The following is a 25,042-nucleotide window of genomic DNA, read 5'->3' on the forward strand; positions in this document are numbered from 1 at the left end:
TGGACCAGCCGGCGGCGAGCGCTCGAAGCTGCCTGCCTCGCCGGGGAAGACGACAGGGCTGGCATAGCCGTCCTTGGAGACCGCCGAAACGCCGAAGAACCAATCATCGATGACCACGTCTTTCAGGACGGCCTTATCGGTGTCGCCCACAGCACGACGGAACTGCCATTGCGGTGCGGTCGTGTCGCGCCAATGCACGACATAGCCGGCGGCATCGGCCTGCTTCTTCCATTGCACCGTCGTATCGCTGGCAAGCGCGCCATCGATGTGCACGCCGCTCGGCGGCGCCGGTGCGCGACTCATGGCTGCCATGGTCAGCGTATTCAAAGCCGTGACGCGAGCCAGATAACGGAAATCGACGCCCTCGATCGTGTCGCCATAACGGATGCCGTTCTCGGTGCGCAGGTCCTGGTGCTGGTGCGTGTAATCCTCATGCGCCTCGGTGACGCGTACAGCCGGAAAGCCGGCTTCCAGGAACGGCACCTGATCGCCGCCGCGACCGAACCGATCGGTGCGGTACACCATGTGTACGCGAAAATCGGGCAGGTAAGTTTCGGCCAGTGCGGCCATGTAGCGGGCAACATTACGCGAAGGCGAATCGACTTCGCCGCCATGGTAGCGGCGGTAGTTCGCCTGCTTCTCGCTTTCGTTGCTCTTCGTGCCTTCGGCGAACACACGCACCGTGGTGTTGTCGATCACGCCATTCTGGCCGCGGCTATTGCCGACGATATCGTTATTCAGATCGGCTTCGACCTGCCAGCCTTGCGCGATCGCATAGTCGGCCAGCACCTTGCCACCATACAGGCCTTGTTCCTCGCCCGACAGCGCCGCAAACACAAGCGTGGCTTGGTTGTCGCTCTTGGATAGCAGGCGCGCGGCCTCGATCAGCGCCGCGACACCCGAAGCATCGTCATTGGCGCCCGGGGCATCGCTGGTGATGTTCATGACATCGGAGACACGCGAATCCAGGTGGCCCGTCATGGCAATGACCCGTTTGGGATCGCCCTTGCCGCGCTTGATCGCCACGATGTCCATCACCTCCACGGGTGCAGGCGCGCGCTGACCGGTAAAACTCTGCGACGGCGTGACGATTTCCAGGCAACCGCCGCAATCCTTGGAGATCGCTTCGAAACGTGCCTTGACCCAGCGACGTGCAGCGCCGATGCCACGCGTGTCCGAGGTGGTGTCGGAGAGCGTGTGGCGCGTACCGAAGCCAACCAGTTTCTCGATGGTGGCACGCAATTCCGTCTCGCTGGGAGCGCTGGCCAACGCATGCAGGGCAGGTTGCTCGCGCAGTTCCTGCGGTGCCTGCTCGGCGGCAAAAGCGGGTGCGGCGGACAGGGCAAGAACAAACAAGGCAATGCGGCGCATGGATGGTTCCCCGTTGGTAGACAGCTCACCATACCGGAGTCGGCGGCGGTGACAAAGTGTGTAGAGTCACTTTGCCTTGACGGGCTCGCTGCGAAGCGGGGGCAATGGTCGTGACTATGCATGAGTGAGTAAGGCATCGCGTATTCCTGCATTTGAGCAGCCATAGCCGCCGCTCCTCCTGCTTGCTGGGGGAGGGGGGGCGGGGGTGAACTCTCGCGGGAACCTACGGGTTCTTTGTCGGCCTTGAAAACTGAGGCAAGTACTTACCCCACCCTGACCCTTCCGTGTAAACAAGGGAACAGACTACGCAAGTGCGAAGTGTCGAGGTTTACCTCGGTCAGGCTCCCTCTCCCCCGGCTTTGCCGGGGGAGAGGGTTGGGGGAGAGGGGAGCTCGCGATGCGTAAGCGAGCAGTCAACACCATCAGAACGAAATATTCGTCTTCAAACCGAGCACAAACGCATTGCGATTCTCGTTCGTCCCACCAGGATGCACGATGTACTGCAGGTTCGGCCGAAGATCGATCGACGCGTTCGGGGACCAGTTATAGAACAGCTCCCCGACATACTCGTAACCGTCGAGCACCTTCACCGGGTTGGCCGGGTTGAACATGTTGAACTGGCGTTGGTAATTGCCCAGGCGCCCATTGGCATGCGTGGCGCCGACGGCGAAGCCGAGTGCATCGCGCTCACGACCGAACATGCCTTTGTGCTCGAAGCCCATTGCGATCTGTCGATCAGTCGCGGAGGTGTACCTGTCTGCCTGGGTGATGTTGAAGAACACCGTCGTACCGGTGCTGTCGGCATCGCCATTGACCTGCTGCATCATCTGAAGATAAGCGCCATAGCGTGCACCGCGTTCCAGCGCCGTTCCACCGGCCAGGGCCAATGGTTCGCGATCGGTATTGAGGTAGAGATCCTTGCCGCCGGCGTTGTTGTACCAGCCGCCGATCTTGTAGCTGCCGGGCAGGTTGCCGAAGCTTGGGGTCCAGCCGAATTCCAGCGGTATCAGTGTGCCTGTGGTGCCGTCAGGGAGGTTGAGTTTCCAACCGTTGCGTTGCGCCCAGATGTCGTCGATGTATTTCGGATTGATTTGATACGCACCTAACTGGACATAGGTGGTATCGGTCGTGTTGAGCTTGAGCCAGGTAGCCCATTGGCTGGTCGGCCAGTTCACCCAGTAGTCGCCGACGATATTGCCGGGAGGCGCGCCGCAGAAAGTAAGGTTCTGGAACTGGCAGCTGAAACCGGCTATGTCGTTGCCTACCGGCAGGCGACCGAAGCGCCACTCCAGCTTGCCGCCGAAGAACTTCTGCTTCAGCGCAAACATCGTGAGATGCCAGGTTTGCCCGCGACCGTAGACTTCCTGGATCAGCTGGTTATTGCCGATATTCGCGTCGGCCCCAAGGTTTCGACCGTTGCGATCGGTGACGTAGATATCGAACTCGGCGCCACTCCAGCCCCAAAGCTTGTCCAGATCGAGGTTCGCGCCGAACTTCCACTGATCCGTATAGCGCGTCAAGCTGCGCGAGCCGCCGGTGAAGTTGTGAGCCACTTCGAAGCCATAGCCGAAATCGAATCTGACGCCCTTCTGCGCCAGTTGCGTACGCTTGCCGTTCCAGTCGCCGAATAGATAAGGACTGTCGCTTGCATGGCCGGCGGGAGCGAAGCCCAAGCCGATCATGGTGAGCAAAGCGCACGAGGCTAACCGGCTTTTATATTGTTCGAGGTCCATCTTTAACAACTCCATGGGGACTTAATTGCTTCCGGATGTCAGTGCCAACGCGGATGAGGGCATCGGACATCGCGCTGCGGGAAGCGACGTGTTGGATTAGTCGCGGGCCGCCGGAAATGCGCACGAATTCCGGCTTCGTGAGCACAAGGCTGCAGGCGCCAAAAAAAGCGGGCTCTTTGACCGATTGAAGTCGCATGGTCGAGCGGACAAAGCTCGCCATGGCGCGCCGCGAAAGCGCATTGAGAGGGCGACGGCGCCGGGCGCGGTCGCGAGTCATGCATCCTTGTAAATAAACCTTTCCTGGGTAATTCGTCGTATGGAGTTTACCATCGCTTGCCCAGTGCGTCTGGGCGCCGCGGCATCGTGGCGCAGCTAGCTAGCGTTCAGCGGGTAGAGCCTTCCAGTATGAAGGTGCAACAGCAGATAGCACCGGAGCGACGGGCTCCATGCCTGCGGCCTGGCGCGTCGACCGCCGCTGGGACTGGCTTTGATCAGTGCAATGCGCGCACGCGGAAATTGCGTCCCTTGATCCTTCCCCGGCGTAAGCGATCGAGCGCCTTCTCGGCGAGGGAGCGATTTACCGCAACGTAGGCGCGGGTCGCATACACATCGATCTTGCCGACATCGTTGGCGTCGAGCCCGGCATCTCCGGTGAGCGCGCCGAGGATGTCCCCCGGCCGCAATTTGTCCTGGCGCCCCGCATCGATGACCAGTGTCTTCATGGGAGCCAGATGCAGCGTCTTGCCCCTGGGGGGCACGATCTTGAGAGGGTGCCATGGAACGACTTGTCCCTGGGTGTCCTCGATGTTCTGCGCCTTGGGCAACTCGCGCGGAGTGACGAGCGTAATGGCGTGCCCGCTCTGGCCCGCACGGCCTGTGCGACCGACACGGTGGATATGGGTTTGCGGATCGTGTGCGATGTCGTAGCTGATGACCAGGGGCAACGCGGCAATGTCCAAGCCGCGTGCTGCGACATCGGTTGCCACCAATACCGAGCAACTGCGATTGGCGAACCGCACCAGCACCTCGTCGCGATCGCGCTGCTCCATATCGCCGTGCAGGGCCAGCGCGGAAAAACCGCGTCGGTCGAGTTCGGCGGTAACCGCATCGACATCGCGACGCATGTTGCAGAACACCAATGCATGATCGGCATGCTCGCCTGCCAGGAGCTGCGCCAGGGCATCGATCTTGCGTGCCGGGTCGACTTCATGAAAGCGCTGTTCGATGGTGATCTCTTCGTGCGGCGCTTCCACGGTCACTTCTACAGGATCGCGTTGCATGCGACGGCTGGCATCGCGGATCTCGTCCGGATAGGTCGCCGAAAACAGCAGTGTCTGGTGATGCTTGGCAATGCGGCCGGCGATATCGTCGATGGCTTCGCTGAAGCCCAAGTCGAGCATGCGGTCGGCTTCGTCCAATACGAGTACCTTGATGCCGCCGCCATGCAGGCTGCCGCGTTTGAGGTGCTCCTGAACGCGGCCGGGCGTGCCGACGACGATATGAGGGTCGTGGCTAAGCGAAGCCAGCTGCGGTCCGAGCGGCATGCCGCCGCACAGCGTCAGCAGCTTCACATTGGGTATGGTGGCGGCGAGCTTGCGAATTGCCTTGCTGACCTGGTCGGCCAGCTCGCGTGTCGGGCACAGCACCAGCGCTTGCAGGCGGATGAGTTCGGGATCCAGTTGTTGCAGCAGCCCCAGGCCGAAGGCGGCTGTCTTGCCGCTTCCCGTGCGTGCCTGCGCAATGACGTCGCGGCCCTCGAGGATGGGTGGCAGGCTTTGCGCCTGTACGGGCGTCATTTCGGCAAAGCCCAGCGTTTCGATGCTGGCCAGCAGGGCAGGCTTGAGCGGCAGAGTGTGGAAGTCGGTCATGCGCCATGATCGCATCAAAGCGCGATGCATGCTGCATGGGCTCTGGGTCGGACTGCGGGTGAACCGACCTGCCGGTTCACCACTGCGTGCGATGGGGCAGAAGCCCCTTCAGTTCCGTGTCGGTGAGATTGCGCCATTGGCCAGGCTTGAGGTGGCCGAGCTTGACGTTGATGATGCGCACGCGGCGCAGCTGGGTCACGCGGTAGCCGAATTCCGCGGCCATCAGGCGGATCTGCCGGTTCAGGCCTTGAGTCAGCACGATGCCGAAGCCGAACTTGGCGATTCTGCGCGTGCGGCAGGGCTTGGTCATTTGCCCATGAATGCGTACGCCGCGGGCCATCCCGGCGAGGAACTCGTCGGTGACGGGCTTGTTCACCGCCACGAGGTATTCCTTCTCGTGGTTGTTTTCCGCGCGCAGGATCTCGTTGACGATGTCGCCGTTGCTGGTGAGCAGGATCAGTCCTTCCGAATCCTTGTCGAGTCGTCCGATCGGAAAGATGCGCTCCTGGTGGTCGACGAAATCGACGATATTGCCCTTGACGCTCTGATCGGTGGTGCACGTGATGCCCACCGGTTTGTTGAGGGCGATATACACGCCGCGCTTGGCCGCCGGCGTGGCGGCGAGGACGCGCGGCTTGACGATGTCGCCATCCACGCGTACCTCGTCGCCATCCAGGGCCTTGGCCCCTGTGGTCACCACCTCGCCATTGATCGTTACGCGCCCGGCCAGCAGCAACTCATCCGCCTCGCGGCGGGAGCACAGACCCGACTCGCTGATGTACTTGTTGACGCGCATGGGTATTACGAACGCATGCCAACGCCGCGCTTGAGCAGATACAGCGCCACCGCCGACAGCCCGATCACGAACACCAGCATCACGGCGAAGGCGGTCACGATGTTCACGTCGCTCACGCCCAGTACGCCAAAGCGGAAGGCATTGACCATGTAGAGGATCGGGTTGACCAGCGACATCGTGTGCCAGGGCTCGCCCAACAGGTCGATGGAGTAGAACACGCCGCCGAGATAAGTCAGGGGAGTGAGCACGAAGGTCGGCACCAGGGCGATATCGTCGAACTTCTTGGCAAAGACCGCGTTGACGAAACCGGCCAGCGAGAACACCGTGGCGCCAAGCAGCACCGCGAAGAACGTCACGAAGATATGCGTGACATGCAGGTCGGTAAAGAACAGGGCAATCAACAGTACCAGCGCGCCGACGATCAGTCCGCGTGTCACGGCGCCGGTCACATAGCCGAGCAGGATCACCCAATTGGACATTGGCGAGACCAGCATCTCCTCCACGGCGCGGCTGAACTTGGCGCCGAAGAACGAGCTGGAGATGTTGCCGTAGCAGTTGGTGATGATGCTCATCATGACCAGGCCGGGCACGATGTACTGCATGTATGTGAAGCCGTGCATCTGGCCGATGCGGCTGCCGACCAGCTTGCCGAAGATCACGAAGTAAAGCGTCATCGTGATCGCCGGCGGGATCAGTGTCTGGGTCCAGATGCGCATGATGCGCACGATTTCACGGCGGACGATGGTGCCTAGAGCGACGAAGTTGGCCGAGGCATTCATGCGGCCTTCTCCTGGCCGTTACGGCCCTGCTCCACCAGTCGCACGAACAGTTCTTCCAGGCGATTGGTCTTGTTGCGCATCGAGGTGACCGTGACGCCGTGCGAGGACAGCGCCGAGAACAGCGAGTTGAGATCGTGTGCGCGCGACATTTCCGCTTCCAGGGTGTGATCGTCGACGCGGCGCAACGTGACGCCGGGCAGGCTCGGCAATGCCGTTGGCAACGTGCTGGTATCGAAGACGAAGGTTTCTACGTCCATCGTGGCGAGCAGGCGCTTCATCGTGGTGTTTTCCACGATCGTGCCGTGGTCGATGATGGCGATGTTGCGGCAGAGCTGCTCGGCTTCCTCCAGGTAATGCGTGGTCAGGATCACCGTGGTGCCGGCAGCGTTGATACCGCTGACGAATTGCCACATGGAGCGGCGGATCTCGATATCGACGCCGGCGGTCGGCTCGTCGAGGATCAGCAGCTTGGGCTCGTTCATCATCGCGCGGGCGATCATCAGGCGGCGCTTCATGCCGCCGGAGAGCATGCGAGCCTGGTCCTGCGCCTTGTCCCACAGGCGCAGCTCCTTGAGGTACTTCTCCGCGCGCTCGGCGGCGATCTTCCGCGGGATGCCATAGAAGCCGGCTTGGTTCACGCAGATGTCGAACGGCTTTTCGAACTGGTTGAAGTTGATTTCCTGGGGGACCAGGCCGATCAGCTTCATCGCCGCGCTACGCTGCTTGTTCACCGAAACGCCGAACACGCGCGCATCGCCATCGCTGGCGTTGACCAGGGAGGAGAGGATGCCGATCAGGGTGGATTTGCCAGCACCGTTCGGGCCGAGCAAGGCGAAGAAATCGCCGGGCTCCACCGTGAGATTGATGCCTTTGAGGGCCTGGACGCCGTTGCCGTAAGTTTTCCGCAGGTTTTCGACAACGAGCGCAGGAGCAGATGAAGTGGACGTCATGGGCTGCACCGAGGGGGTCAGCCCTTTATTATAGCCGGCTGGCCCGTCCTCCCGATGGGACGCACCGTTATCCTGGCGAAGACAATCCATGGCAGATCATTTCACCCTCCGCCTCGTCGACAGCTACATGCTGGCGCCGACCGTGCGCCACCTGATCTTCGAGCGGGTCGACGGCCAGCCGCTGGCCTTCGTGCCGGGCCAGTTCCTGCAGGTGCATTTCCATTACGAAGACGGCACGCCGACCAAGCGCAGCTATTCGGTCGGCACGGTAGGCGACGGCAGCAGCCCGGTCCAGCGCATCGAGATCGCGGTCAGTTACGTCGACGGGGGCGCGGCCACCAAGCTCCTGGGCGAGCTCCAGGCGGGCCAGACCGTCGAGGCGAGCGGCCCCTACGGGCGGTTCTGCCTGCAGGATGGCGATACCCATCCCCGCTATCTGTTGCTGGCGACCGGCACAGGCGTAACGCCGTATCGCGCCATGTTGCCTCTGTTCGAGCGGCTGCTGGGCAAAGGGGACGGTCGCGAGGTCGTGCTGCTGTATGGCGCGCGTAACGAAACCGAGCTGTTGTACGGCGAGGAGTTCGAAGCTTTTGCCCAGCGCGTACCCGGTTTCACCTTCCATGGCTGTCTTAGCCGCCAGCCACGCGACGTACCTCGTCCCAACGACCGTAGCGGCCATGTGCAAAGCGTGCTGGCGGAGCTGCAGCCGCAAGCCGAGCGCGATATCGCCTACCTGTGCGGTAACCCGAACATGGTCGATGCCGCCTTTGCCGCTCTCAAGGAATTCGGCCTGCCGGTGCCGCAAATTCGCCGCGAGAAGTACATCTCTTCGCGCTGAATGGTTGTATTTCAATAGCTTGCAGGTTGTTTTGCAGGCAGGCGATGACGTTTGCTTAACGAAGCTTAAGCAAACGGCTCAAGTCTGGCGATTTGTGCCGTTAAAGGGGGCACTCAATGCTTGTCCCCAGGCTCGCCACCCTGTTCGGGAGGCGGGCTAAAGCCCGTTCAATTGTGATGAGCATCACAGAACGGAACGTCTCCGCTAAACCTTCACTCAAGACGCAGTAACACACGCCGACAGAAGCCTTGAAGACGCCCATTTCAGTATCGGGCGCAGGAGGCGGTATGCGTGGCGTGATTCGTAAGACTCTGCTGCTCGGCTTCGTGCTCTGTGCGCCACTGGCGCATGCAGATGGCGGCACGATTGTGTTCTCTGGCGCGATCGTCGAGCCGACGTGCTCGGTTGGCGTCCAGCGCATTGCTGCGGCGGAGAGCACGGGCAACTCCCGGCAATACCATTGTTCGGAGCAGGCGAACGCCACACCTGGCCAACTCGCCCAATCCTATGCCTTGTCGGTGGCCGACGTGGCAGACACCGCATTGGCGTCTGATCCCTTAATCGTCTACTTCGCGCATTACTTGAGTGCGTCACCGAAACTCGTGACCCAGACGTATCAATAATCGTCTAGGGATAGGTCAGGGTGAAGGTTGCCGTCGTGCTCACTGTCCCCGCCGTCGGTGCGTTGGCGGTTTGGTAGTAGCGCGCATAGTAGGTCAGGTTAAGCGGACCGTCTGGCGTAACACCGACCACCGCCGCCGTACCGAAGGTGACCGGTACGAAAGTTTGATTCAGCAATTGCACGCCGATGTTCTTCGCGCGGCCGGTGCCGGTCGCATTGGCAATCACGCTATTGGCGGCGCTGGATTGGTTGGACGTATTGAACTCGATCGCCAGGGTGTCGCCGCTCGAGCAGTTGAGCGCGATATTGAACGCCGTCGCGCCTGCCGTGGTGCCAATGCCATTGAATGCGGTGTTCGACACCGTCGGCAGCACCACATCGATCGTGGTGTCGGTGACCGAGCAGGTCGGATAGGTCAGCGTGACCGAGCGCGAAAGGATGAAGTTCTCGGTGCGCAGGTTGTTGTCGTAGCGCCAGTAACCCAGTGTGCCGGCGTTGATGACCGCCCCATTGGCGATCGTCCCGGTCTTGACCAGCTCCAGGCCCGACGTCACGGACATTTCGTAAGCACCCGAGGCGATCGTGTCGCCACCATAAGGGGTCAGGTAGCTGCTTGTGTCCGGGTGGGTGATGCGATAGCCCACGCCGGCGACGGCGGTGGGGAAGATCGTCTGGCTGGTGGCCGGCTGGCTACCGACCAGATTCATGACGCCGATCTTGGTGTTGTTGCCGGTGCAGTTGATCTCCGAAATCGTACTCGGCGAGAACTGCCCCGTGCTGGCTAGCACCGTGCCGATGGGGGCGGTGGGGCTGATCGTGATCGTCGACTGCGAAAACGACATGTTGACGTTGGAAGTATTGCCGCTGGTAAACGAACACGCGGCGTACGCACCGGCCGGCAGCATCGCCACCAAGGTCAGGAGCAGCAGGGCGGCATAACGTAGGTGGCTCATGAGTCGCTCCGGGGGGCGGCCGCGACGGCCGGACTGCAAGTGACTTCGATCTGCTGATAAGCGTTCGGGTCGGCATCCTTGGCCGTACGATACGGGAAGCCGCAGACCATCGCGCTGCCATCCTGTGCGGTCCACTGCACGTTCAGATGACCCTGGTCGCCGGCGCCCCGCAACAAGCTGCGGCCTGCCTGGCCGACGACGCCCAGTACCTGGTTCTTCTCGTCGAGGATCTCGGCGCCGAACGGCACGGGCTTGCCATCGTTCTGGCGGATGCGTGCGATCAATGTACGGCCGTTCTGTGTCTTGAACGTAAGCATCACTACCGCACCGGCATGCGGTGCCACCTGGGCGCTGGTCGAATCCAACTGCACAGTCAACGGCAGGCCCTTGGGGTCGATCTGCACATTGTTGAGGTTGTACGGCGTCAGGTACGGCACCAGCGCATAGCCGGACGAGCCGACACGCACGCCGGAAGAGTTGACGACGCGAGCGCCCTTGGCGCCGGGAGCTTCGACGATAGCCACGGTGTCGCCCGTGGGCTGGCCGAAGGTGACGCCGCCCGGGTGCGCCACCACGGAGCCGGCTACGCTCAGCGAAGCCTGCGAATAGCCGTTGCCCGAACCGTAGCTGGCATTGAGCTGTGCGAACGGGCTGCGGTAACCGGCGTAGACGGTGCCGGCGTTGCCACCGCTGCCGCCCAGGCCTTCGCCATTGTCGTGCGATGCGGTGGCGCCGTAGCTGAACTGACTGTCTTCACCGGCGGTGCCGCTCAGCGTGGCCTGTGTGAGCATATGGCCTGAGCTGTCGCGGCTGGCGTTCATGCCGAACATCGGCGCGCGAGGACTGTCGCCCAGCGGCAGCGTGAAGCTGGCGAACAGTTCGTTGCTGTAACGCGAATAGGCGTCGCGCACGCGCGTAGCAGACAGGGTGTAGCTCAAGCGACGGAAGGTATTGTTGTAGCCGAGCTGGAACTGCAGGTCGGTACCTTTACGGTTCCAGTAATCCACGGCGGAGCCGGTCACATACAACGAGCCGCCGCGCTGGCCCAGGCGTTGGGTCAGATTGATATCGAAACGGCTGCGCTGGCGGTCGAGCTGGCTGGTGTAGACGGAAAAGCTGTTGTTGCCGTCCTGCAAGGCGCGGCGCTGGTCTGGCGTGAGCAGGTTCGGCACCGTAATGCCGTCGATCGAGGTGAGCGTGGTCGGATCGACATAGCCGTGACCGTTGGCGATATCGCGCATCGTCAACGCGTCGCGCAGCCCCAGGTAGCCACTGGTGGAATAGCGGTAGGTGGCCACGGTGAGCGAAGTATCGCTGTCCGGCAAGATCTTGCTATAGCTCAGGCGCAGGCTTTGACCGTCGCGGCTGGACTGGCCGGGAATTTCGGTGTGCGCGGAAGTGAGATCCACCGCAAACGCGCCGTAACGCGTATTCAACGCACTGCCTGCGAGCAATGCGCCGTAACCGTTGGTGGCGACCAGTCCGGCATAACCGGTGAGCAGGTTGGTGAAGCCATGCTGGATCGTTGCCTGCACGATCGCCGGATTGGCATGCACGGAGGTGTCGTGCAGCTCACCGGCGACCAGCGCAAAACGGGTCACGCCCGGACGCAGCAGCTGCGGCACCGACGCATACGGCACGGCGAAGCTGCGCACGCGGCCGTCGGCCTCCGTCACGGTGACGTTGAGGTCGCCGCCGTAGCCCGTGGCATAGAGATCGTTGATGACGAACGGGCCCGGCGATACGGTGGTTTCATAGAGCACAATGCCGTTCTGGCGCACCGTGACCTTGGCATTGGTTTCGGCCACGCCGCGCACGGTTGGCGCATAGCCACGCAGCGAATCGGGCAGCATGCGGTCGTCGGTGGCGATCTGTACGCCGCGGATGCTCACGCTGTCGAACAATTCGCCGCTGGTATAGGAGTCGCCGATGGTCAGCTGTGCGCGCAGCGAAGGTAGATCGCGGCGCAGATAGCTGGACACATTTTGCCAATGGCGGCTCGAGTCCGTGCCGGCCGCGCCGGACTGCATCAGCAGGGTGGAATCGTGGCGCAATTGCCAGCCACCGAGGTTCAGGCCAGCGTTGAGACCCAGGAACGACGAGGTCTGGCTGACGCCGTTGCTGCGATTGCGGTAGCTATTGAAGTTGTAGTTGAGCAGGCCTGCGTTCACGCCGCGATCCCAGTTTTCCGGGCTGACGTAGCCGCGCGCGCGCGAACCGAGCCACGCTTGCGGGATGCTCACATCCAGACGCAGGTTCGGTTGGTCGAAGGTGCTGGTCGCTGCCGGAATCAGGCTGCCGATATCGAGGCAGCCTTGCGGTTCGGCTAGCTTGGCTTGCTGCTCGGCGGAGAACTTCGTGAGCGGCAAGCCAAGCTGGTCGATAAAGGCGCGGGTGACGCAGGGTACGGCATTGGCATCGGGTGTGGGATTGGCGAAGCGCACGTCGCCGCGGCCCACCCAGGTGCCGTTGAGGAAAATGTCGGTGCGATACGTGCCGGGTACGATCACCGCGCCGCGCTCGAAGCGCGAAAGGTCGCTGGTGTTGCGGCCGGCGCCGGGCAGCAGGTCACGATCGAAACTGGCTTCGGCGCCGCTGGCAGCTGCACCGATGGCCGGCGCCGCGGCAGCGGCGGCCGCATGCGCGCCGCTGCTCAGGCCACCGAGCGCGGCAGCGATCATCAGCGCCAGACATGCCCGCCGGCAGGCCAGGTGGCCTCCCTCGATGCGGTCATGAGGGGCGCGCGAAGCGTTCACGGGGCTACGGTCCCGGTGAAGGCCGCGCCAGCGCCGTAATCATTGAGCGCAGTGAAATGCACGCTGCCGCCAGACAGCTTCCGCGACAGGTCGTGCAGGGGCAGCTTGAGATCGGACAGCGGCGCGATCATGCCGGTATCGGCGATCACGTCCTTGCTGCCGTCGCTAAGCTTCAGGTCGGTGATGGTGATATGGAACGGCGTGGGGTTGTGCGCTTCGAGCGCATAGCCCTTGCCATCGGCCACGACCTTCCAGGTAATTTGTGCCGGCGCCTTCAGCGGGTCGCCCTGCAGGCCGGCCGGACGGTAGAAAAGCTTGAGCCGCGAGCGCAGCGCGAGCTGCAGCAAATTCTGGCCCTCGGCTTGCGGGCCAGCGGGCTTGGGCGGCACTTCCAGAACATTGAGCCAGAACAGCGACTCGCGATCGGCGGGCAACTGCTCCTTGGTCGAAACGATGCGCAGGCTCTGTTCCTTGTTGGGTTCCATGCGGAACAGCGGCGGGGTGATCAGGAACGGCGCATCGACCGTATCCGGGGTCGAATGCACATCGCCACGGTCGATCCACGATTCGATCAGGACGGGGTGGTCGTTGTCGTTGGTCAGGCGTACGGTGACTTCGCCGTCCTTCGCGGGAAAGACGATCCGGGTGCCGCCGATCAACACATTGGCTTGCGCCTGGGGGGCGCCAAGACACAAAGCGAGCAGGCCAGCGCTCAGGAGGCCAACGAACTTCTTCATGGAATTCCCTTGGACAGGATAGGGAGGCGGTACAACCGGGTGCCCTGGCGCCGGCGAACCGGCGCCAGGAAGCGTTCGGCTTACTGATAGATCATCGAGAACTGCACGGTCGTCGATACGCTGCCGGCGCCAGCGGCGGCGGTGGCGAAGTACTGCGCGTAGTAGTTCAGCGTGCCGGCGCCAGCGGCCAGGTTGACCGTCTGCGAGTTCTGCGACGCGGCCACGCCGTTGAGGGCGATCGCGCTGAAATCATTGTTCAGCAGCTGGACTTCCACGCCGGTGGCGGTGCCCGAGGCGTTCTTCAGGTTGCCGTCGGCCAGCACGGTCGGACCCGGCTCGAAGAAGGTCGTGGCCTTGGTCAGCGAACCGCAACCCGACAGGGCGAGGTTGAAGGCGGTGCGGCCGGCAACGGAGCCAGCGGCGTTCAGTGCCGTGGTCGACACGGTCGGCAGGGTCACGGCGACGGTGGCCGGGCTGTTGGCGCCGTTGATCTTGCAGGTGGAGCTGCTGATCGTGCCGGTGATGTTGATCGTGCCGTCGGCGGCCTGGGCGGCGGAAGCTGCAACAGCAAAGGCAGCGATCAGTGCGGAAGTCAGAAGCGTTTTGTTGTGCAGCATGGGTGAATCTCCGATTTGTTGGGTTGGTGCCAGAGAAGTGGTGCGAGAGGTCATAGGCAATAGCTGTGCCAAACGCCACGAATGGCTTCGTGGCGCGGTTTTCGACATGGGAAGTACGGCTGAAAGGCGGTGTCGCGGACGTCTCCCCTGAGTCCGGACACGGCAATAAAGTGCCAATTGCGTCACACATTCTGTGCGAGGTCGCTCAAGTTTTGGAAGGGGGTGTCGAGTAAAGCTGCCCTGTAAAGGAACCTTGACAGCGAGGTCGCCGACAGCCTAAGGTGATGTCAAGTTAGCTTGACATGGGCTGGGGAATCACATCGATGGACAAGTCCGTATTGCCGATGCGTGGCATCTACCGGCGTTATTACCGGGAATTTTTCCCGGCGGTGGCGGCCTATGTGCTGTACATGCTGTTCGTATGGCCTTATGTGCGTCACATTGCCGATCCGCTCTTCAGGGGGGCTGTGGCATTGCTGCCGGTGCTGCCGATCGCTCTGGTGATCCGTGCGATGGTGCGCCTGGTGCTTGGCAGCGACGAGCTCGAGCAGCGTACGCACCTGGTCGGTCTGGCGGTCGCAACGGCTGTGGTGGCGGTGCTCAGTCTTGCTGGCGGTTTCCTGGCCGCGGCCCACGTCGTGCAGTTAGATGGCGACATCCTGCTGTCTATATTTCCGGCACTCATAGTGGCTTATGCCGCCGGGCGTAGCTGGGCCAACCGTCGCTATGGCGTCGACGATTTATGCGCGGAGGAGTCGCGCATGCGCGAGAAGTACTTCGCGCTTGCCGGTGCCGTGCTGCTGTTGCTGGCCTGGTTCGGCAATGATCGTATGAAGGATTACCAGGTCGGTATGTTGACCGGCATGGGCGCATCCTTCTTGGTCGGAGCGGGAATCATCGGTGTCGCGCGCCGGTTACGTGCCCGCCGCAGCGCCAACGAGCGAGACGGCGACTGAGGCTCGCAGCGTGAACAACCACGTACGTCAATTACGCAGCGAACTGGGCTGGTCTCAGGCCGACCTGGCCCAGCGGCTGGATGTATCGCGACAGACGATCAACGCGATCGAAACCGGCAAATACGATCCGAGCCTGCCCTTGGCATTCAAGCTGGCACGGCTGTTCGGCCGCACGATCGAAACTATCTTCGAACCGGGAGAGGAGTAGGGCACGCATGGCGATCAAGGGACGTACCGCGTTTCGTATCGGTGTCGTAATCATCGGCGTGGCCGCATTGGCCTGGGGACATTTTCACCGTGCCCAGGCCACCGCCGGACAGGACGACGACGAGGGCCCGCCGCCGATGGCTGCATCAACGGTAGCCACTCCGGCCGTCGCCGAAGCGGTGACCTGGAAAGTCGGCAGACTCACTTTCAAGCCTTGCGAATTGAAGCAGCCCAACAGCGCGCTCTCTGCCGCTGCATGGTGTACGCCGTTTCAGGTGCCGGAGAATCGAGACGATCCTGCCAGCCGCAAGATCGACTTGAAGCTGGCGCTGTTGCGCGCTGCGGCGCAGCGCCCGCAGCAGGATATGGTGGTCCTGCTTGCGGGCGGCCCAGGGCAGGCGGCGACCGAGTCGTGGAACAGCGTCGCCGGCTCTTTGCAGCCATTGCTGGCCCAACGCAATGTGCTGCTACTGGACCAACGCGGCACCGGCGGTTCCAATCCGCTCGACTGCAAGCCTCCGACGGGGAGCGATACGCAGCATCAGGATGATGGATTCGATCCGGCGAAATTGCGCGAGGAAGTCGCGCAATGCCTGAAGCAGATCCAGGCCAAGGCCGATCCGCGCTTTTATACCACCACCGTTGCGGCACAGGACCTGGAAGACGTGCGTGTGGCGTTGGGCACACCGAGCTTCGATCTTGTCGGCGTCTCTTATGGCACCCGGATGGCGCAGCAATATGCGACGCGCTATCCGCAGGCGGTGCGCAGCATCGTGCTCGACGGTGTCGTGCCCAACGGCCTGGTCCTCGGCGAAGATTTCGCCACTAACCTCGATGCCGCCCTGAAGGCACAGTTCGCGCGTTGCGCCGCCGAGCCGGCTTGCAAGCAGCGTTTTGGCGATCCCTATCAGACGCTTTATCAATTGCGCGACGCATTGCGCGCCAATCCGCATGAGGTCAGCTTCCGCGATCCTCAGTCGTACCAGACGGTCAAGCGCACGCTGGACGAATACTCGTTGGCCAGCGTGGTACGCATGTTCGCCTATACGCCGCTGACGGCTGCGCTGTTGCCGTTGTCGATCGATGCGGCCGCGCATGGCGATGTCGGACCGTTGCTGGGCCAGGCCAAGTTACTCTCGGGCGACCTGGCCGACACGATGAACGGTGGTATGCAATCCTCGGTGATCTGCAGCGAAGACGCCGATCTGTTGACACCGCGCCCGCAAGACGCGCAGACCATTTTGGGCACGCGCATGATCGACGCCCTGCAGGCGGTTTGTTCGATCTGGCCCAAAGGCACGCGGCCTGCCGGTTTCCATCAGCCATTCAAATCCGACAAGCCGACATTGCTGCTCTCGGGCGAATACGACCCGGTCACGCCACCCCGCTATGGTGAGGATGTACTGGGCGGCCTGACGAACGCACGTCACTTGGTACTGAAGGGTCAAGGCCACAACGTGATCGGTGTCGGCTGCGCGCCACGGTTGCTCAAGCGTTTCATCGAAGATCTGAATCCCAAGGCGCTCGATGTCCGCTGCCTGGACCGACTGCAAGCCACGCCGATGTTCATCGACTTCAACGGAGCCACCCCATGATCGAGGTCAAGGATCTGCATAAAGCGTTCGGCGACGTGAAAGCGGTCGATGGTGTCAGCTTCACCGCGCGCGATGGCGAAATCACCGGATTGCTCGGACCCAACGGCGCCGGCAAGACCACCACGCTGCGCATGCTGTACACGCTCATGAAACCGGACCGCGGCCAGGTGCTCGTCGACGGCACCGATGCGGCCGCCGACCCGCTGGCGGTGCGTCGCGCATTGGGCGTATTGCCCGATGCGCGGGGTCTATACAAGCGCCTGACCGCGCGCGAGAACATCGACTATTTTGGCCGCCTGCATGGCTTATCCGCCGATGTGCTGGCCTCGCGCCGCGATGATTTGATTCGCACGCTGGAGATGCAGGACATCGCCGAGCGACGCACCGAGGGTTTTTCGCAGGGACAGCGCGTCAAGACCGCGATCGCGCGAGCCTTGGTACACGACCCGCGCAACGTGATCCTCGACGAACCGACTAACGGCCTCGATGTCATGGCGACGCGCGCCTTGCGCCAGTTCATGCGCCAGCTCAAGGACGAGGGGCGCTGCGTATTGTTCTCCAGTCACATCATGCAGGAAGTGGCAGCCCTGTGCGATCGCATCGTGGTGATCGCGCATGGGCGAGTGGTGGCCGACGAGTCGCCGCAGGCGCTGCGTGAGCAGACCGGGGCGACGAACCTGGAGGACGCTTTCGTCAAGATCATTGGCAGCGAAGAAGGATTGGCCGCATGAACAGTCTCGTCACCTCGGCCAACAAGACTCGTGCGTTTTTCACGGTCTACCTCAAGGAAGTGCGGGAAAACCTGCGCGACCGCCGCACCATCATGACCGCTCTCATTACCGGTCCGCTGTTGGCGCCGTTGCTTTTCGTCATGATGCTCAATATCGGCTTGAGCCGTGAGCTGGACAAGGCGGAGAAAACGCTGACGGTGCCGGTGATCGGCAAGGAGTACGCTCCCAATCTATTTGAATCGCTGCGCGCTGGCGGTGTGCTCGCTGGCCCGGCTATCGCCGATCCGGAGCAGGCGGTGCGTAAGCAGGAGGCCGATGCCGTTATCCGCATCGCGCCGGATTATCCGAATGCGTGGCGCAAGGGCGAGCCGGTGCAGGTCGAAGTGATCTACGACTCTTCCCAGCGCGATGCCAATACCACCGTCGAGCGCATCAATGGGCTGATCGAGTCCTATGCACGTCAACAGGGCGCAATGCGCCTGGTGTCGCGCGGTTTGTCGCCAAGCACCGCATGGCCGGTAACCGTAGCACGGCGCGATCAGGCCACGGCGCAGGCGCGTGGTGTGCTGATCTTCGGGCTGCTGCCGTATTTCTTCGTCATCACCATGTTCATGGGTGGTATGTACCTGGCGATCGACCTGACCGCCGGAGAGCGCGAGCGGCAATCGTTGGAGCCGTTGTTTGCCAATCCGGTTGCGCGCTGGAAAATTTTCGCCGGCAAGCTTGCTGCAATCTGCACGTTCTCGGCCACCAGCTTGCTGATCAGTTTGATCGCGTTCTCGATTGTCGGCCGCATGCTGCCGATCGAGAAGCTGGGCATGGAACTGGAACTCGGCGTGCGGTTCGCGTTGACGGTGTTGGTCATGGCGATACCGTTGATCGTGCTGCTGGCTGCGCTGCAGTCGATGGTGGCGGCTTTCGCCAAGAGTTATCGTGAAGCACAGACGTATCTCTCGCTGCTTTTGTTGGTCCCGGCCCTGCCCAGCGTGTTGCTGATGGCCATGCCGGTCAAGCCGCAGGATTGGATGTATGCCGTGCCGCTGCTCGGTCAGCATCTGGGCGTGATGCAGGTGCTGCGCGGCGATGGCGTGACCATGCACCAGATGCTGTTCTGCCTCGGCGGCAGCGCACTGGCGGCGTTGGTCGCGGTGCTGGCGACGGCGCAGTTGTATCGGTCGGAGCGGTTGGCGATTTCGGGCTAAGAGCCCCCCACCCTAACCCTCTCCCCCGGCAAGCCGGGGGAGAGGGAGCCGATTGCGGCGAATCTCGGTGTTTCGCACTTGCGTAACTTGCTCCCTCCCTGGTTTACAGGGGATGGTCGGCGTGGGTAAGTACTTGCCTCAGTTTTCAGGGCTCCCGCGAGAGTTCACCCCTCCAGCCTCCTCCTGCACGCCGGGAGAGGGGTGGGATGAGGGGGCAAGCTCGCGATGCGTCAGCGAGCGGTAGAGCGTCCCTGTACCATCGCATCCTCGAATTCATCCAAGGATGCCTGCCATGCGTCGTCGCTTACTGACCCTTTCTCTGCTCGCTACGCTTGCCGCCTGCAGTTCGCACGAACAAGCCCAGGCACCCGCGCCCGCGACGACGACACCTGCGCCAGCCAGCACGGCACCGGCCACGCCGGACGCGTCCACCGACGCCGACTTGGCGAAGAAGGGCTTGGCCGGCTACGCCCGCGTCAAGCTCACCGCCGACCTCTCCGGCTTCGACGATAAGCAGAAGCAGATGATCGGGTTGCTGATCCAGGCTGCCGACGTCACCAATGACATTTATTGGCAGCAGGGTTGGGGCGACAAGCAGGCACTCATGCAGCGCATCGCCGATCCCGTGGTGAAGCAATATGCCGAAATCAACTACGGGCCGTGGGATCGCCTGAATAACGACCAGCCTTTCGTTGCCGGTATCGGTCCGCGTCCCGCGGGCGCGCAATTTTATCCGGCCGACATGAGCAAGGAGGCGTTCGAACAATCGCCGCTGAAAGACAAGGCCTCGCTCTACACGATCCTGCGCTACGACACGCAACACCAACTGGTGTCGGTACCTTATCGCCAGGCTTACCAGGTCGATCTGCAGAAAGCCGCCGACCTCTTGCGCAAGGCGGCGGAGCTTTCCGACGACAAGGACTTCGCGCGCTACCTCAAGCTTCGCGCCGACGCCCTGCTCAGTGACGATTACCGCCCCAGCGATTTCGCCTGGATGTCGATGAAGAACAATCCGGTCGACATCGTTATCGGTCCGATCGAAACGTACGAGGATCAGCTGTTCGGCTACAAGGCCAGCTACGAAAGCTACGTCTTGATCAAAGACCAGGCCTGGAGCGCCAAGCTAGCCCGTTTCGCCAAATACCTGCCGGGATTGCAGACCGAATTACCGGTCGATGCGAAGTACAAGCAGGAGAAGCCCGGTACCGATGCCGACCTGAATGCGTACTTCGCCGTTTACTATGCCGGCGATGCCAACGTCGGCGCCAAGACCATTGCCATCAATCTTCCCAATGACGAGGAAGTGCAGCTTAAAAAAGGGACGCGTCGCCTGCAGCTGGAAAACGTGATGCGTGCGAAGTTCGACACGATCATGCTGCCGATCGCCAAGGAACTGATTGCCGACGACCAACAGTCGCATCTGACCTTCGAGGCCTTCTTCGAGAACACCATGTTCCACGAAGTCGCGCACGGCCTGGGCATCAAGCAGACCGTCAATGGCAACGGTTTGGTGCGCACCGCGCTGAAAGATCAGGCATCCAGCTTCGAAGAAGGCAAGGCCGATATCCTGGGTCTGTACATGGTGAGCAAGCTGGCCGACAAGGGCGAACTGGACAAATCCAAGCTGATGGACAATTACGTCACCTTCCTCGCCGGCATCCTGCGCTCGGTGCGGTTCGGAGCGAGCGATGCGCATGCCAAGGCAAACATGGTGCGTTTCAATTTCTTCAAGCAGCAAGGCGCTTTCAGTCGTGACGCTGCCACCGGCCGCTATCGTGTCGACTTCGACAAGATGACGGCGGCAATGAACGCGCTGTCGGCCAAGCTGCTGACCATCCAGGGCGATGGAGACTATGCCGCGGCCAAGCAGTTGACGGACACGATGGGCAACGTGGACGCCGAACTGGCGGGCGATCTGAAGCGGCTCGATAGCGCAAAAATCCCGGTGGACGTGAGTTTCGAGCAGGGCTTGGATGTGCTGGGGTTATCCAGTCCCTGAGCCGTAGTGCCGGATAAACCGAACATCGGCACCGATATTCGCGCAACCTGGCCTCTCTCTCCTGGCATTGCTTAGGGGAGAGCATGGCTCCTGTCTTGTGAAGCGGTCATCAGCCACTCAGCGACGGCTTCAGGCCGCTCCACATGCAAGTGATGCCCGCCCTGCAGGTGGGTCACGGCGATGTCGGCCACGCAGCGCGTGCGCTCCGCCATGAGCGTCGGCGGCAGATAAGGAGCATGCGGTGTCGCCAGTAGCAGCGCTGTCGGTGCACGGATGCCAGCGAGCAAGGCGCGGACCTGACTCTCGGCCATGCGCAGCGGTGTGGCGCGATTGAGGCGCGGGTCGCTGCGCCAGTGCCAGCCGTCGGTAATTTCCAGCAATGCTCGCTCCACGATCGGCCTTGCCAGATCGGCGCGCAAACCGCTGGCGATGGCGCGCGCACTGGCCGCCTGGTCGATGTCGCGGAAGACACGCAACCCACGGCTGGCCTTGCCCGACGGTTCGATCAGCGCATCGCGAAAACGCTGCAAGGTATGCGAGCCGTCGTCGGCGACGGGGCCCAGGCCTTCGATCAGGGCGAGGCGTTCGATCGCTGCGGGTGCGGCGGCGGCCACCAGCGAGGCGATGCCTGCGCCCATGGAATGGCCGAGCAGAGTGAAGCGTGACAACCCAAGTGCTTCCACAGCGGCCAGCGCCGTACGCACGTAGTCGACAAAGTGATAGGACACGCCAAGGGGCAGATGATCGGCATGGCCATGCCCGGGTAGATCCAGTGCGATGACTTGCCAGCGATCGGCGAGCAAGGGAGCCAGTGCGGCGAAGCTTGCCGCGTTATCCAGCCAGCCGTGCAGGGCGAGCAAGGGCGGCGCGCTGGCACGGCCCCAGCGCAGCGCGCGCAACGTTAAATGCGCGAGCGGTACATCCAGCTCAACGGGTGCGTGCATGGGCGCGGTCGCGTGCGGTCCGCTGGCGTGCCTGTGCGGCTCGAGCATCGTAGTCGGGCGCGAACTCTTCCCATCCTTGTGTGTGGCGCAGTACTAAGTCGGCGAGGCTATCGATTTGCTCGGCGCTGTCATTGAGGCATGGGATGTAGCGCAGCGCCTCGCCGCCGGCAGCGATAAAGAAATCGCGATTCTGCATGGCGATCTCCTCCAGCGTTTCCAGGCAGTCGACGGCGAAACCGGGGCAAGCGACGTCGAGTCGTTTGATGCCCTGTGCGGCCAATTCGCGCACGGTGGCATCCGTATAGGGATGCAGCCAGCGCTCGCGACCGACACGGGACTGGAAGCTCACCAGCAACTGGCTCTCATCGAGCTTCAGGCGTTCGCGTAACAAGCGCGCGGTAGTCTGACACTGACAGTAGTAAGGATCCCCCGCGTGTACATAGCGCTCGGGAATGCCGTGAAAAGACAGCAGCAACTTGTCGCCGCGGCCATGTGTCGCCCACCATCGCTCGATGCTTTGCGCCAGAGCCTCGATGTGCTTCGGCTCGTCGTGGTAATCGTTGACGAAGCGCAATTCCGGCGGCCATCGCAGTCGCTTGATGCTGTCGGCGACGGCATCGAGCACCGATCCGCTCGACGTGGCGGAGTATTGCGGGTACATCGGCAGGATAAGCAGACGGCGCACGCCGTCGCGTTGCATCTGTTCGATTTGGTCGGTGACCGAAGGCTGACCGTAGCGCATGGCCAGGGCGACCTGGATCGGCCCGGGACGCCGGCCGGCGAGGGTCTGCTGCAAGGCCCTGGCAACCGCTTCGCTGCCCACTCGCAGCGGGGAGCCTTGCGGGGTCCATATCCGTCCATAGGCGTGTGCCGAGCGCGCCGGACGGATACGCAGGATTACCCCGTGCAGGATCAGCTGCCACAGCCAGCGCGGATATTCGATCACGCGCGGGTCGCCAAGGAATTCGGCCAGGTAGGGGCGCACCGCGCGGGCGGTCGGCGCCTCGGGTGTGCCAAGGTTCACGAGCAGTACGCCAGCCTTAACCGGCCGGTCATGGGAATAGCCGGCCAAGCCGGTATAGTGGTTAACGTTTGGCATGCGTCGCCGACGAAGCGTTCTTCCGAGGCGAAGAGTCTGCCACAAGCCAGCCGGTCCGCCGCGCCGTTTTGTAAGCAACTGGTGCGCGGCGCTGCGGCTGCCTACCCGTTTTTATGTACAGGAGTGCCCCATGTCGTTCACGTCGATGCGTCGTTGCTTGTTTACTTTGCTGCTGTTGCTGCCCGCACTCGCCGTCCACGCCGAGGACCCGCCGCTGAAGCGCGCCGAGAACTCGGTGCGAGTGCTGCGCGAGATCATGGAGGCGCCGGACAAGTCCATTCCGGTGGATCTGCTCAAGGAAGCGCATGCCATCGCGGTGATCCCGGATATGGTGAAAGCAGGTCTGATCTTCGGCGGCCGCCGCGGCGAAGGCCTGATTTCGGTCAAGAGCCCGGACGGCACCTGGTCCAACCCCAGCTTCGTCACCCTGACCGGCGGCAGCATTGGCTTCCAGGCCGGTGTTTCGTCCACCGACGTCATCCTGGTGTTCCGCACCCAGCGGGGCGTCGATTCGATCGTCAACGGAAAATTCACGCTCGGTGCGGACGCGTCGGCCGCGGCCGGTCCGGTCGGCCGTACCGCTACCGCCGCGACCGACAGCCAGCTCAAGGCCGAGATTTACTCCTATTCGCGCTCGCGCGGCCTGTTCGCCGGCGTGGCGCTGGACGGTTCGGCGCTCCGGATCGACTATGACGCCAACGCGGCGATCTACGGCTCGGGGGTGACCCCTCGCCGGATCTTCGAAGGCGGTGTCAGCAATGTTCCTGGCCCGGTGGTCGATTTCCGCGATCGGCTCGAGGAATACACACAGCGCTGAGCCGGTAAATGATGTATCGTCCCCGTCAGCTACGGCACGGGGACGGTACCCTCTGTCCAGGCTGCTTTGAGCTTCTAAGGTTATTTTCATGAGTATCTGGCATCTCATTATCCTTCTGGTCGTGGTCGTGCTGCTGTTCGGCACCAGCAAACTGCGCAACATCGGTTCGGATCTCGGCGGCGCCGTGCGCGATTTCAAGAAAGGACTGGATGGCGGCGACGATGCCAGCAAGCCCCGCGGCGACGAACAGAAGCTGAAGGCCGATCCGCCCGCCGACGCGAGTCAGGTGCAGCGCGAACGCGATACTTCCGAAACCAAGTAAGCGGTCGTCCGCCCTAAGCCCATGATCGAGATCAGCTTCGGCAAGCTGGTGCTGCTCGCGCTCGTCGCGCTGATCGTGCTCGGCCCGGAAAAACTGCCGCATGCGGCGCGCACCGCTGGCACGTTGTTGCGCCGGGTACGTGCCGGTTGGGAAAGTGTGCGCGCCGAAGTCGAGCGCGAGTTGCAGGTCGAGGAAATCAAGCGTCAGGCGCGCGAGGCGGCGGCGAAGGCCGAAGCGGCGCAAGCCGAACTCGATGCCGCGCTGAAGAAGGTGCGAGACGTCGCCGCCGATATCCCGCCGAAGGCTCCCGTGGAAGCGCCCGCTGCACATACATCTGCTGAGCCGGCGCAGATCCCGGGCCCGGACAAGGAACCTCCTCATGGCGCCGCCTGAACAACCGTCCGAGCACGAAGACCTGCTGCAGGAAGGCCTGTTCTCGCATCTGATCGAGTTGCGTTCGCGCCTGCTCAAGGCGGTGGTGACTGTGCTGCTGGTGCTGCTGGCGCTGGTGCCATTCGCCAATCATTTGTATTCGGAACTGGCCGCCCCGTTGGTCGCCCGCCTGCCGCAAGGCGCGCATCTGATTGCCACCGAAGTGGCCAGTCCGTTTGTGACGCCGCTCAAGCTGGCCTTCTATACGTCGCTGTTTATCTGCATGCCGATGATTCTGTACCAGCTCTGGGCGTTCGTCAGCCCGGGGTTGTACAAGCATGAGAAGCGCTTGGCACGCCCACTGCTGGTGGCGGCGCTGGTGTTGTTCTACCTGGGCTGTGCGTTTGCTTATTTCCTGGTGCTGCCGGCCGCTTTTCGCTTTTTGACCGCGGTGACCCCGGCAGGCGTGGAGATGATGACGGACATCACCCACTACCTCGATTTCGTCATGCTGATGTTCTTTGCCTTCGGCCTTTGCTTCGAAGTGCCGGTGGCGGTGGTGATCCTTGCCGCAATCGGCCTGGTAAATATCCGTCAGCTCAAAGGGTCGCGTCGGTACGCGATTGTCGGCGCGTTTGCGATCGCTGCCTTCATCACACCGCCGGACATCGCTTCGATGATCATGCTGGCGGTGCCGATGTGCCTGCTCTATGAGCTGGGGATTCTGGCGGTGCGCTGGCTGGTGCCGGAGAAAGGCGAGGTCGTTTCCACGGGGTAG

The 25,042-nt window shown here is 62.5% G+C and carries 24 protein-coding genes; 12 read left to right on the plus strand and 12 right to left on the minus strand.

The genetic code is table 11. The annotated features are described in order from the left end of the window. From VIM98_RS03935 to VIM98_RS03960, 6 genes are all read right to left on the minus strand, one after another. Positions 1-1,371, minus strand: a 1,371-nt coding sequence (locus VIM98_RS03935) for a M28 family metallopeptidase (RefSeq protein ID WP_331991790.1), incomplete at its 3' end; no start/stop codon positions are given. 422 nt (positions 1,372-1,793) lie between these two features. Further along, the gene (locus VIM98_RS03940; protein WP_331991791.1) at positions 1,794-3,104 is read right to left on the minus strand and encodes a carbohydrate porin; all 1,311 of its coding nucleotides are present in this window, start codon (positions 3,102-3,104) and stop codon (positions 1,794-1,796) included. A gap of 491 nt (positions 3,105-3,595) precedes the next feature. Then, entirely contained in the window at positions 3,596-4,972 is a 1,377-nt protein-coding gene (gene dbpA / locus VIM98_RS03945; RefSeq protein WP_331991792.1) for an ATP-dependent RNA helicase DbpA, read from the minus strand. A gap of 76 nt (positions 4,973-5,048) precedes the next feature. Beyond that, positions 5,049-5,768, minus strand: a complete 720-nt coding sequence (gene rluF, locus VIM98_RS03950; RefSeq protein WP_331991793.1) for a 23S rRNA pseudouridine(2604) synthase RluF — start codon at positions 5,766-5,768, stop codon at positions 5,049-5,051. A gap of 5 nt (positions 5,769-5,773) precedes the next feature. Further along, positions 5,774-6,547 carry an ABC transporter permease gene (locus tag VIM98_RS03955; protein WP_331991794.1) on the minus strand — a complete coding sequence of 258 codons (774 nt, stop codon included), beginning with the start codon at positions 6,545-6,547 and terminating at the stop codon, positions 5,774-5,776. Next, the gene (locus tag VIM98_RS03960; protein ID WP_331991795.1) at positions 6,544-7,497 is read right to left on the minus strand and encodes an ABC transporter ATP-binding protein; all 954 of its coding nucleotides are present in this window, start codon (positions 7,495-7,497) and stop codon (positions 6,544-6,546) included. The genes VIM98_RS03955 and VIM98_RS03960 overlap by 4 nt, the downstream gene beginning before the upstream one ends. Positions 7,498-7,585: 88 nt before the next feature. Here VIM98_RS03960 and VIM98_RS03965 point away from each other — a divergent pair, with 88 nt between their 5' ends. Together VIM98_RS03965 and VIM98_RS03970 are read left to right on the plus strand one after the other, a co-directional pair. After that, entirely contained in the window at positions 7,586-8,335 is a 750-nt protein-coding gene (locus VIM98_RS03965) for an FAD-binding oxidoreductase (protein ID WP_331991796.1), read from the plus strand. A 287-nt stretch (positions 8,336-8,622) separates the two neighbouring features. Next, complete coding sequence (locus VIM98_RS03970) at positions 8,623-8,958, plus strand: hypothetical protein (protein WP_331991797.1); 336 nt, start codon at positions 8,623-8,625, stop codon at positions 8,956-8,958. 4 nt (positions 8,959-8,962) lie between these two features. Here VIM98_RS03970 and VIM98_RS03975 read toward each other — a convergent pair whose 3' ends face one another. The 4 genes from VIM98_RS03975 to VIM98_RS03990 all read right to left on the minus strand — a co-directional run bounded on the left by VIM98_RS03975 (position 8,963) and on the right by VIM98_RS03990 (position 14,020). Then, positions 8,963-9,910: a fimbrial protein gene (locus tag VIM98_RS03975; RefSeq protein ID WP_331991798.1), complete on the minus strand. Its 948-nt coding sequence runs from the start codon at positions 9,908-9,910 to the stop codon at positions 8,963-8,965. After that, a complete protein-coding gene (locus tag VIM98_RS03980) occupies positions 9,907-12,666 on the minus strand; it encodes a fimbria/pilus outer membrane usher protein (RefSeq protein ID WP_331991799.1) in 2,760 nt (919 codons plus the stop codon). Before VIM98_RS03980 ends, VIM98_RS03975 begins: the two co-directional genes overlap by 4 nt. Further along, on the minus strand, positions 12,663-13,403 hold the full coding sequence (locus VIM98_RS03985) for a molecular chaperone (protein WP_331991800.1): 741 nt from the start codon (positions 13,401-13,403) through the stop codon (positions 12,663-12,665). The genes VIM98_RS03980 and VIM98_RS03985 overlap by 4 nt, the downstream gene beginning before the upstream one ends. Positions 13,404-13,483: 80 nt before the next feature. Then, the gene (locus VIM98_RS03990; protein WP_331991801.1) at positions 13,484-14,020 is read right to left on the minus strand and encodes a fimbrial protein; all 537 of its coding nucleotides are present in this window, start codon (positions 14,018-14,020) and stop codon (positions 13,484-13,486) included. 323 nt (positions 14,021-14,343) lie between these two features. Here VIM98_RS03990 and VIM98_RS03995 point away from each other — a divergent pair, with 323 nt between their 5' ends. The 6 genes from VIM98_RS03995 to VIM98_RS04020 all read left to right on the plus strand — a co-directional run bounded on the left by VIM98_RS03995 (position 14,344) and on the right by VIM98_RS04020 (position 20,710). After that, on the plus strand, positions 14,344-14,976 hold the full coding sequence (locus tag VIM98_RS03995) for a hypothetical protein (protein ID WP_331991802.1): 633 nt from the start codon (positions 14,344-14,346) through the stop codon (positions 14,974-14,976). Positions 14,977-14,986: 10 nt separating this feature from the next. Then, positions 14,987-15,184, plus strand: a complete 198-nt coding sequence (locus VIM98_RS04000) for a helix-turn-helix transcriptional regulator (RefSeq protein ID WP_331991803.1) — start codon at positions 14,987-14,989, stop codon at positions 15,182-15,184. A 7-nt stretch (positions 15,185-15,191) separates the two neighbouring features. Then, a complete protein-coding gene (locus VIM98_RS04005; protein ID WP_331991804.1) occupies positions 15,192-16,778 on the plus strand; it encodes an alpha/beta hydrolase in 1,587 nt (528 codons plus the stop codon). Beyond that, on the plus strand, positions 16,775-17,509 hold the full coding sequence (locus tag VIM98_RS04010; protein ID WP_331991805.1) for an ATP-binding cassette domain-containing protein: 735 nt from the start codon (positions 16,775-16,777) through the stop codon (positions 17,507-17,509). The genes VIM98_RS04005 and VIM98_RS04010 overlap by 4 nt, the downstream gene beginning before the upstream one ends. After that, on the plus strand, positions 17,506-18,711 hold the full coding sequence (locus VIM98_RS04015) for an ABC transporter permease (protein WP_331991806.1): 1,206 nt from the start codon (positions 17,506-17,508) through the stop codon (positions 18,709-18,711). Before VIM98_RS04010 ends, VIM98_RS04015 begins: the two co-directional genes overlap by 4 nt. A 292-nt stretch (positions 18,712-19,003) precedes the next feature. Continuing rightward, positions 19,004-20,710, plus strand: coding sequence for a dipeptidyl-peptidase 3 family protein (locus VIM98_RS04020; RefSeq protein WP_331991807.1), 1,707 nt, complete (start codon positions 19,004-19,006; stop codon positions 20,708-20,710). A gap of 71 nt (positions 20,711-20,781) precedes the next feature. Here VIM98_RS04020 and VIM98_RS04025 read toward each other — a convergent pair whose 3' ends face one another. Both VIM98_RS04025 and hemH read right to left on the minus strand, forming a co-directional pair. After that, positions 20,782-21,654: an alpha/beta hydrolase gene (locus VIM98_RS04025; RefSeq protein ID WP_331991808.1), complete on the minus strand. Its 873-nt coding sequence runs from the start codon at positions 21,652-21,654 to the stop codon at positions 20,782-20,784. Continuing rightward, positions 21,638-22,753: a ferrochelatase gene (gene hemH, locus VIM98_RS04030; RefSeq protein WP_331991809.1), complete on the minus strand. Its 1,116-nt coding sequence runs from the start codon at positions 22,751-22,753 to the stop codon at positions 21,638-21,640. Before hemH ends, VIM98_RS04025 begins: the two co-directional genes overlap by 17 nt. Positions 22,754-22,883: 130 nt before the next feature. Between hemH and VIM98_RS04035 the strand changes: the two genes are divergently transcribed. From VIM98_RS04035 to tatC, 4 genes are all read left to right on the plus strand, one after another. Further along, positions 22,884-23,570 (plus strand): lipid-binding SYLF domain-containing protein, encoded by a 687-nt coding sequence (locus VIM98_RS04035; protein WP_331991810.1) that lies wholly within the window; start codon positions 22,884-22,886, stop codon positions 23,568-23,570. Between the two features lie 88 nt (positions 23,571-23,658). Next, positions 23,659-23,892 carry a Sec-independent protein translocase subunit TatA gene (gene tatA / locus VIM98_RS04040; RefSeq protein ID WP_331991811.1) on the plus strand — a complete coding sequence of 78 codons (234 nt, stop codon included), beginning with the start codon at positions 23,659-23,661 and terminating at the stop codon, positions 23,890-23,892. 21 nt (positions 23,893-23,913) lie between these two features. Next, complete coding sequence (gene tatB, locus VIM98_RS04045) at positions 23,914-24,285, plus strand: Sec-independent protein translocase protein TatB (protein ID WP_331991812.1); 372 nt, start codon at positions 23,914-23,916, stop codon at positions 24,283-24,285. Beyond that, entirely contained in the window at positions 24,272-25,042 is a 771-nt protein-coding gene (gene tatC, locus VIM98_RS04050) for a twin-arginine translocase subunit TatC (protein WP_331991813.1), read from the plus strand. Before tatB ends, tatC begins: the two co-directional genes overlap by 14 nt.

The organism is Dyella sp. (assembly GCF_036568765.1).
Lineage (GTDB): Bacteria > Pseudomonadota > Gammaproteobacteria > Xanthomonadales > Rhodanobacteraceae > GSA-30.

What these genes read in the sequence shown, in the direction of transcription:
- VIM98_RS03940 (WP_331991791.1), bottom strand. Translation starts at nt 3,104, where the DNA reads ATGGACCTCGAACAATATAAAAGCCGGTTAGCCTCGTGCGCTTTGCTC.
- dbpA (WP_331991792.1), bottom strand. Translation starts at nt 4,972, where the DNA reads ATGACCGACTTCCACACTCTGCCGCTCAAGCCTGCCCTGCTGGCCAGC.
- rluF (WP_331991793.1), bottom strand. Translation starts at nt 5,768, where the DNA reads ATGCGCGTCAACAAGTACATCAGCGAGTCGGGTCTGTGCTCCCGCCGC.
- VIM98_RS03955 (WP_331991794.1), bottom strand. Translation starts at nt 6,547, where the DNA reads ATGAATGCCTCGGCCAACTTCGTCGCTCTAGGCACCATCGTCCGCCGT.
- VIM98_RS03960 (WP_331991795.1), bottom strand. Translation starts at nt 7,497, where the DNA reads ATGACGTCCACTTCATCTGCTCCTGCGCTCGTTGTCGAAAACCTGCGG.
- VIM98_RS03965 (WP_331991796.1), top strand. Translation starts at nt 7,586, where the DNA reads ATGGCAGATCATTTCACCCTCCGCCTCGTCGACAGCTACATGCTGGCG.
- VIM98_RS03970 (WP_331991797.1), top strand. Translation starts at nt 8,623, where the DNA reads ATGCGTGGCGTGATTCGTAAGACTCTGCTGCTCGGCTTCGTGCTCTGT.
- VIM98_RS03975 (WP_331991798.1), bottom strand. Translation starts at nt 9,910, where the DNA reads ATGAGCCACCTACGTTATGCCGCCCTGCTGCTCCTGACCTTGGTGGCG.
- VIM98_RS03985 (WP_331991800.1), bottom strand. Translation starts at nt 13,403, where the DNA reads ATGAAGAAGTTCGTTGGCCTCCTGAGCGCTGGCCTGCTCGCTTTGTGT.
- VIM98_RS03990 (WP_331991801.1), bottom strand. Translation starts at nt 14,020, where the DNA reads ATGCTGCACAACAAAACGCTTCTGACTTCCGCACTGATCGCTGCCTTT.
- VIM98_RS03995 (WP_331991802.1), top strand. Translation starts at nt 14,344, where the DNA reads ATGGACAAGTCCGTATTGCCGATGCGTGGCATCTACCGGCGTTATTAC.
- VIM98_RS04005 (WP_331991804.1), top strand. Translation starts at nt 15,192, where the DNA reads ATGGCGATCAAGGGACGTACCGCGTTTCGTATCGGTGTCGTAATCATC.
- VIM98_RS04010 (WP_331991805.1), top strand. Translation starts at nt 16,775, where the DNA reads ATGATCGAGGTCAAGGATCTGCATAAAGCGTTCGGCGACGTGAAAGCG.
- VIM98_RS04015 (WP_331991806.1), top strand. Translation starts at nt 17,506, where the DNA reads ATGAACAGTCTCGTCACCTCGGCCAACAAGACTCGTGCGTTTTTCACG.
- VIM98_RS04020 (WP_331991807.1), top strand. Translation starts at nt 19,004, where the DNA reads ATGCGTCGTCGCTTACTGACCCTTTCTCTGCTCGCTACGCTTGCCGCC.
- VIM98_RS04025 (WP_331991808.1), bottom strand. Translation starts at nt 21,654, where the DNA reads ATGCACGCACCCGTTGAGCTGGATGTACCGCTCGCGCATTTAACGTTG.
- hemH (WP_331991809.1), bottom strand. Translation starts at nt 22,753, where the DNA reads ATGCCAAACGTTAACCACTATACCGGCTTGGCCGGCTATTCCCATGAC.
- VIM98_RS04035 (WP_331991810.1), top strand. Translation starts at nt 22,884, where the DNA reads ATGTCGTTCACGTCGATGCGTCGTTGCTTGTTTACTTTGCTGCTGTTG.
- tatA (WP_331991811.1), top strand. Translation starts at nt 23,659, where the DNA reads ATGAGTATCTGGCATCTCATTATCCTTCTGGTCGTGGTCGTGCTGCTG.
- tatB (WP_331991812.1), top strand. Translation starts at nt 23,914, where the DNA reads ATGATCGAGATCAGCTTCGGCAAGCTGGTGCTGCTCGCGCTCGTCGCG.
- tatC (WP_331991813.1), top strand. Translation starts at nt 24,272, where the DNA reads ATGGCGCCGCCTGAACAACCGTCCGAGCACGAAGACCTGCTGCAGGAA.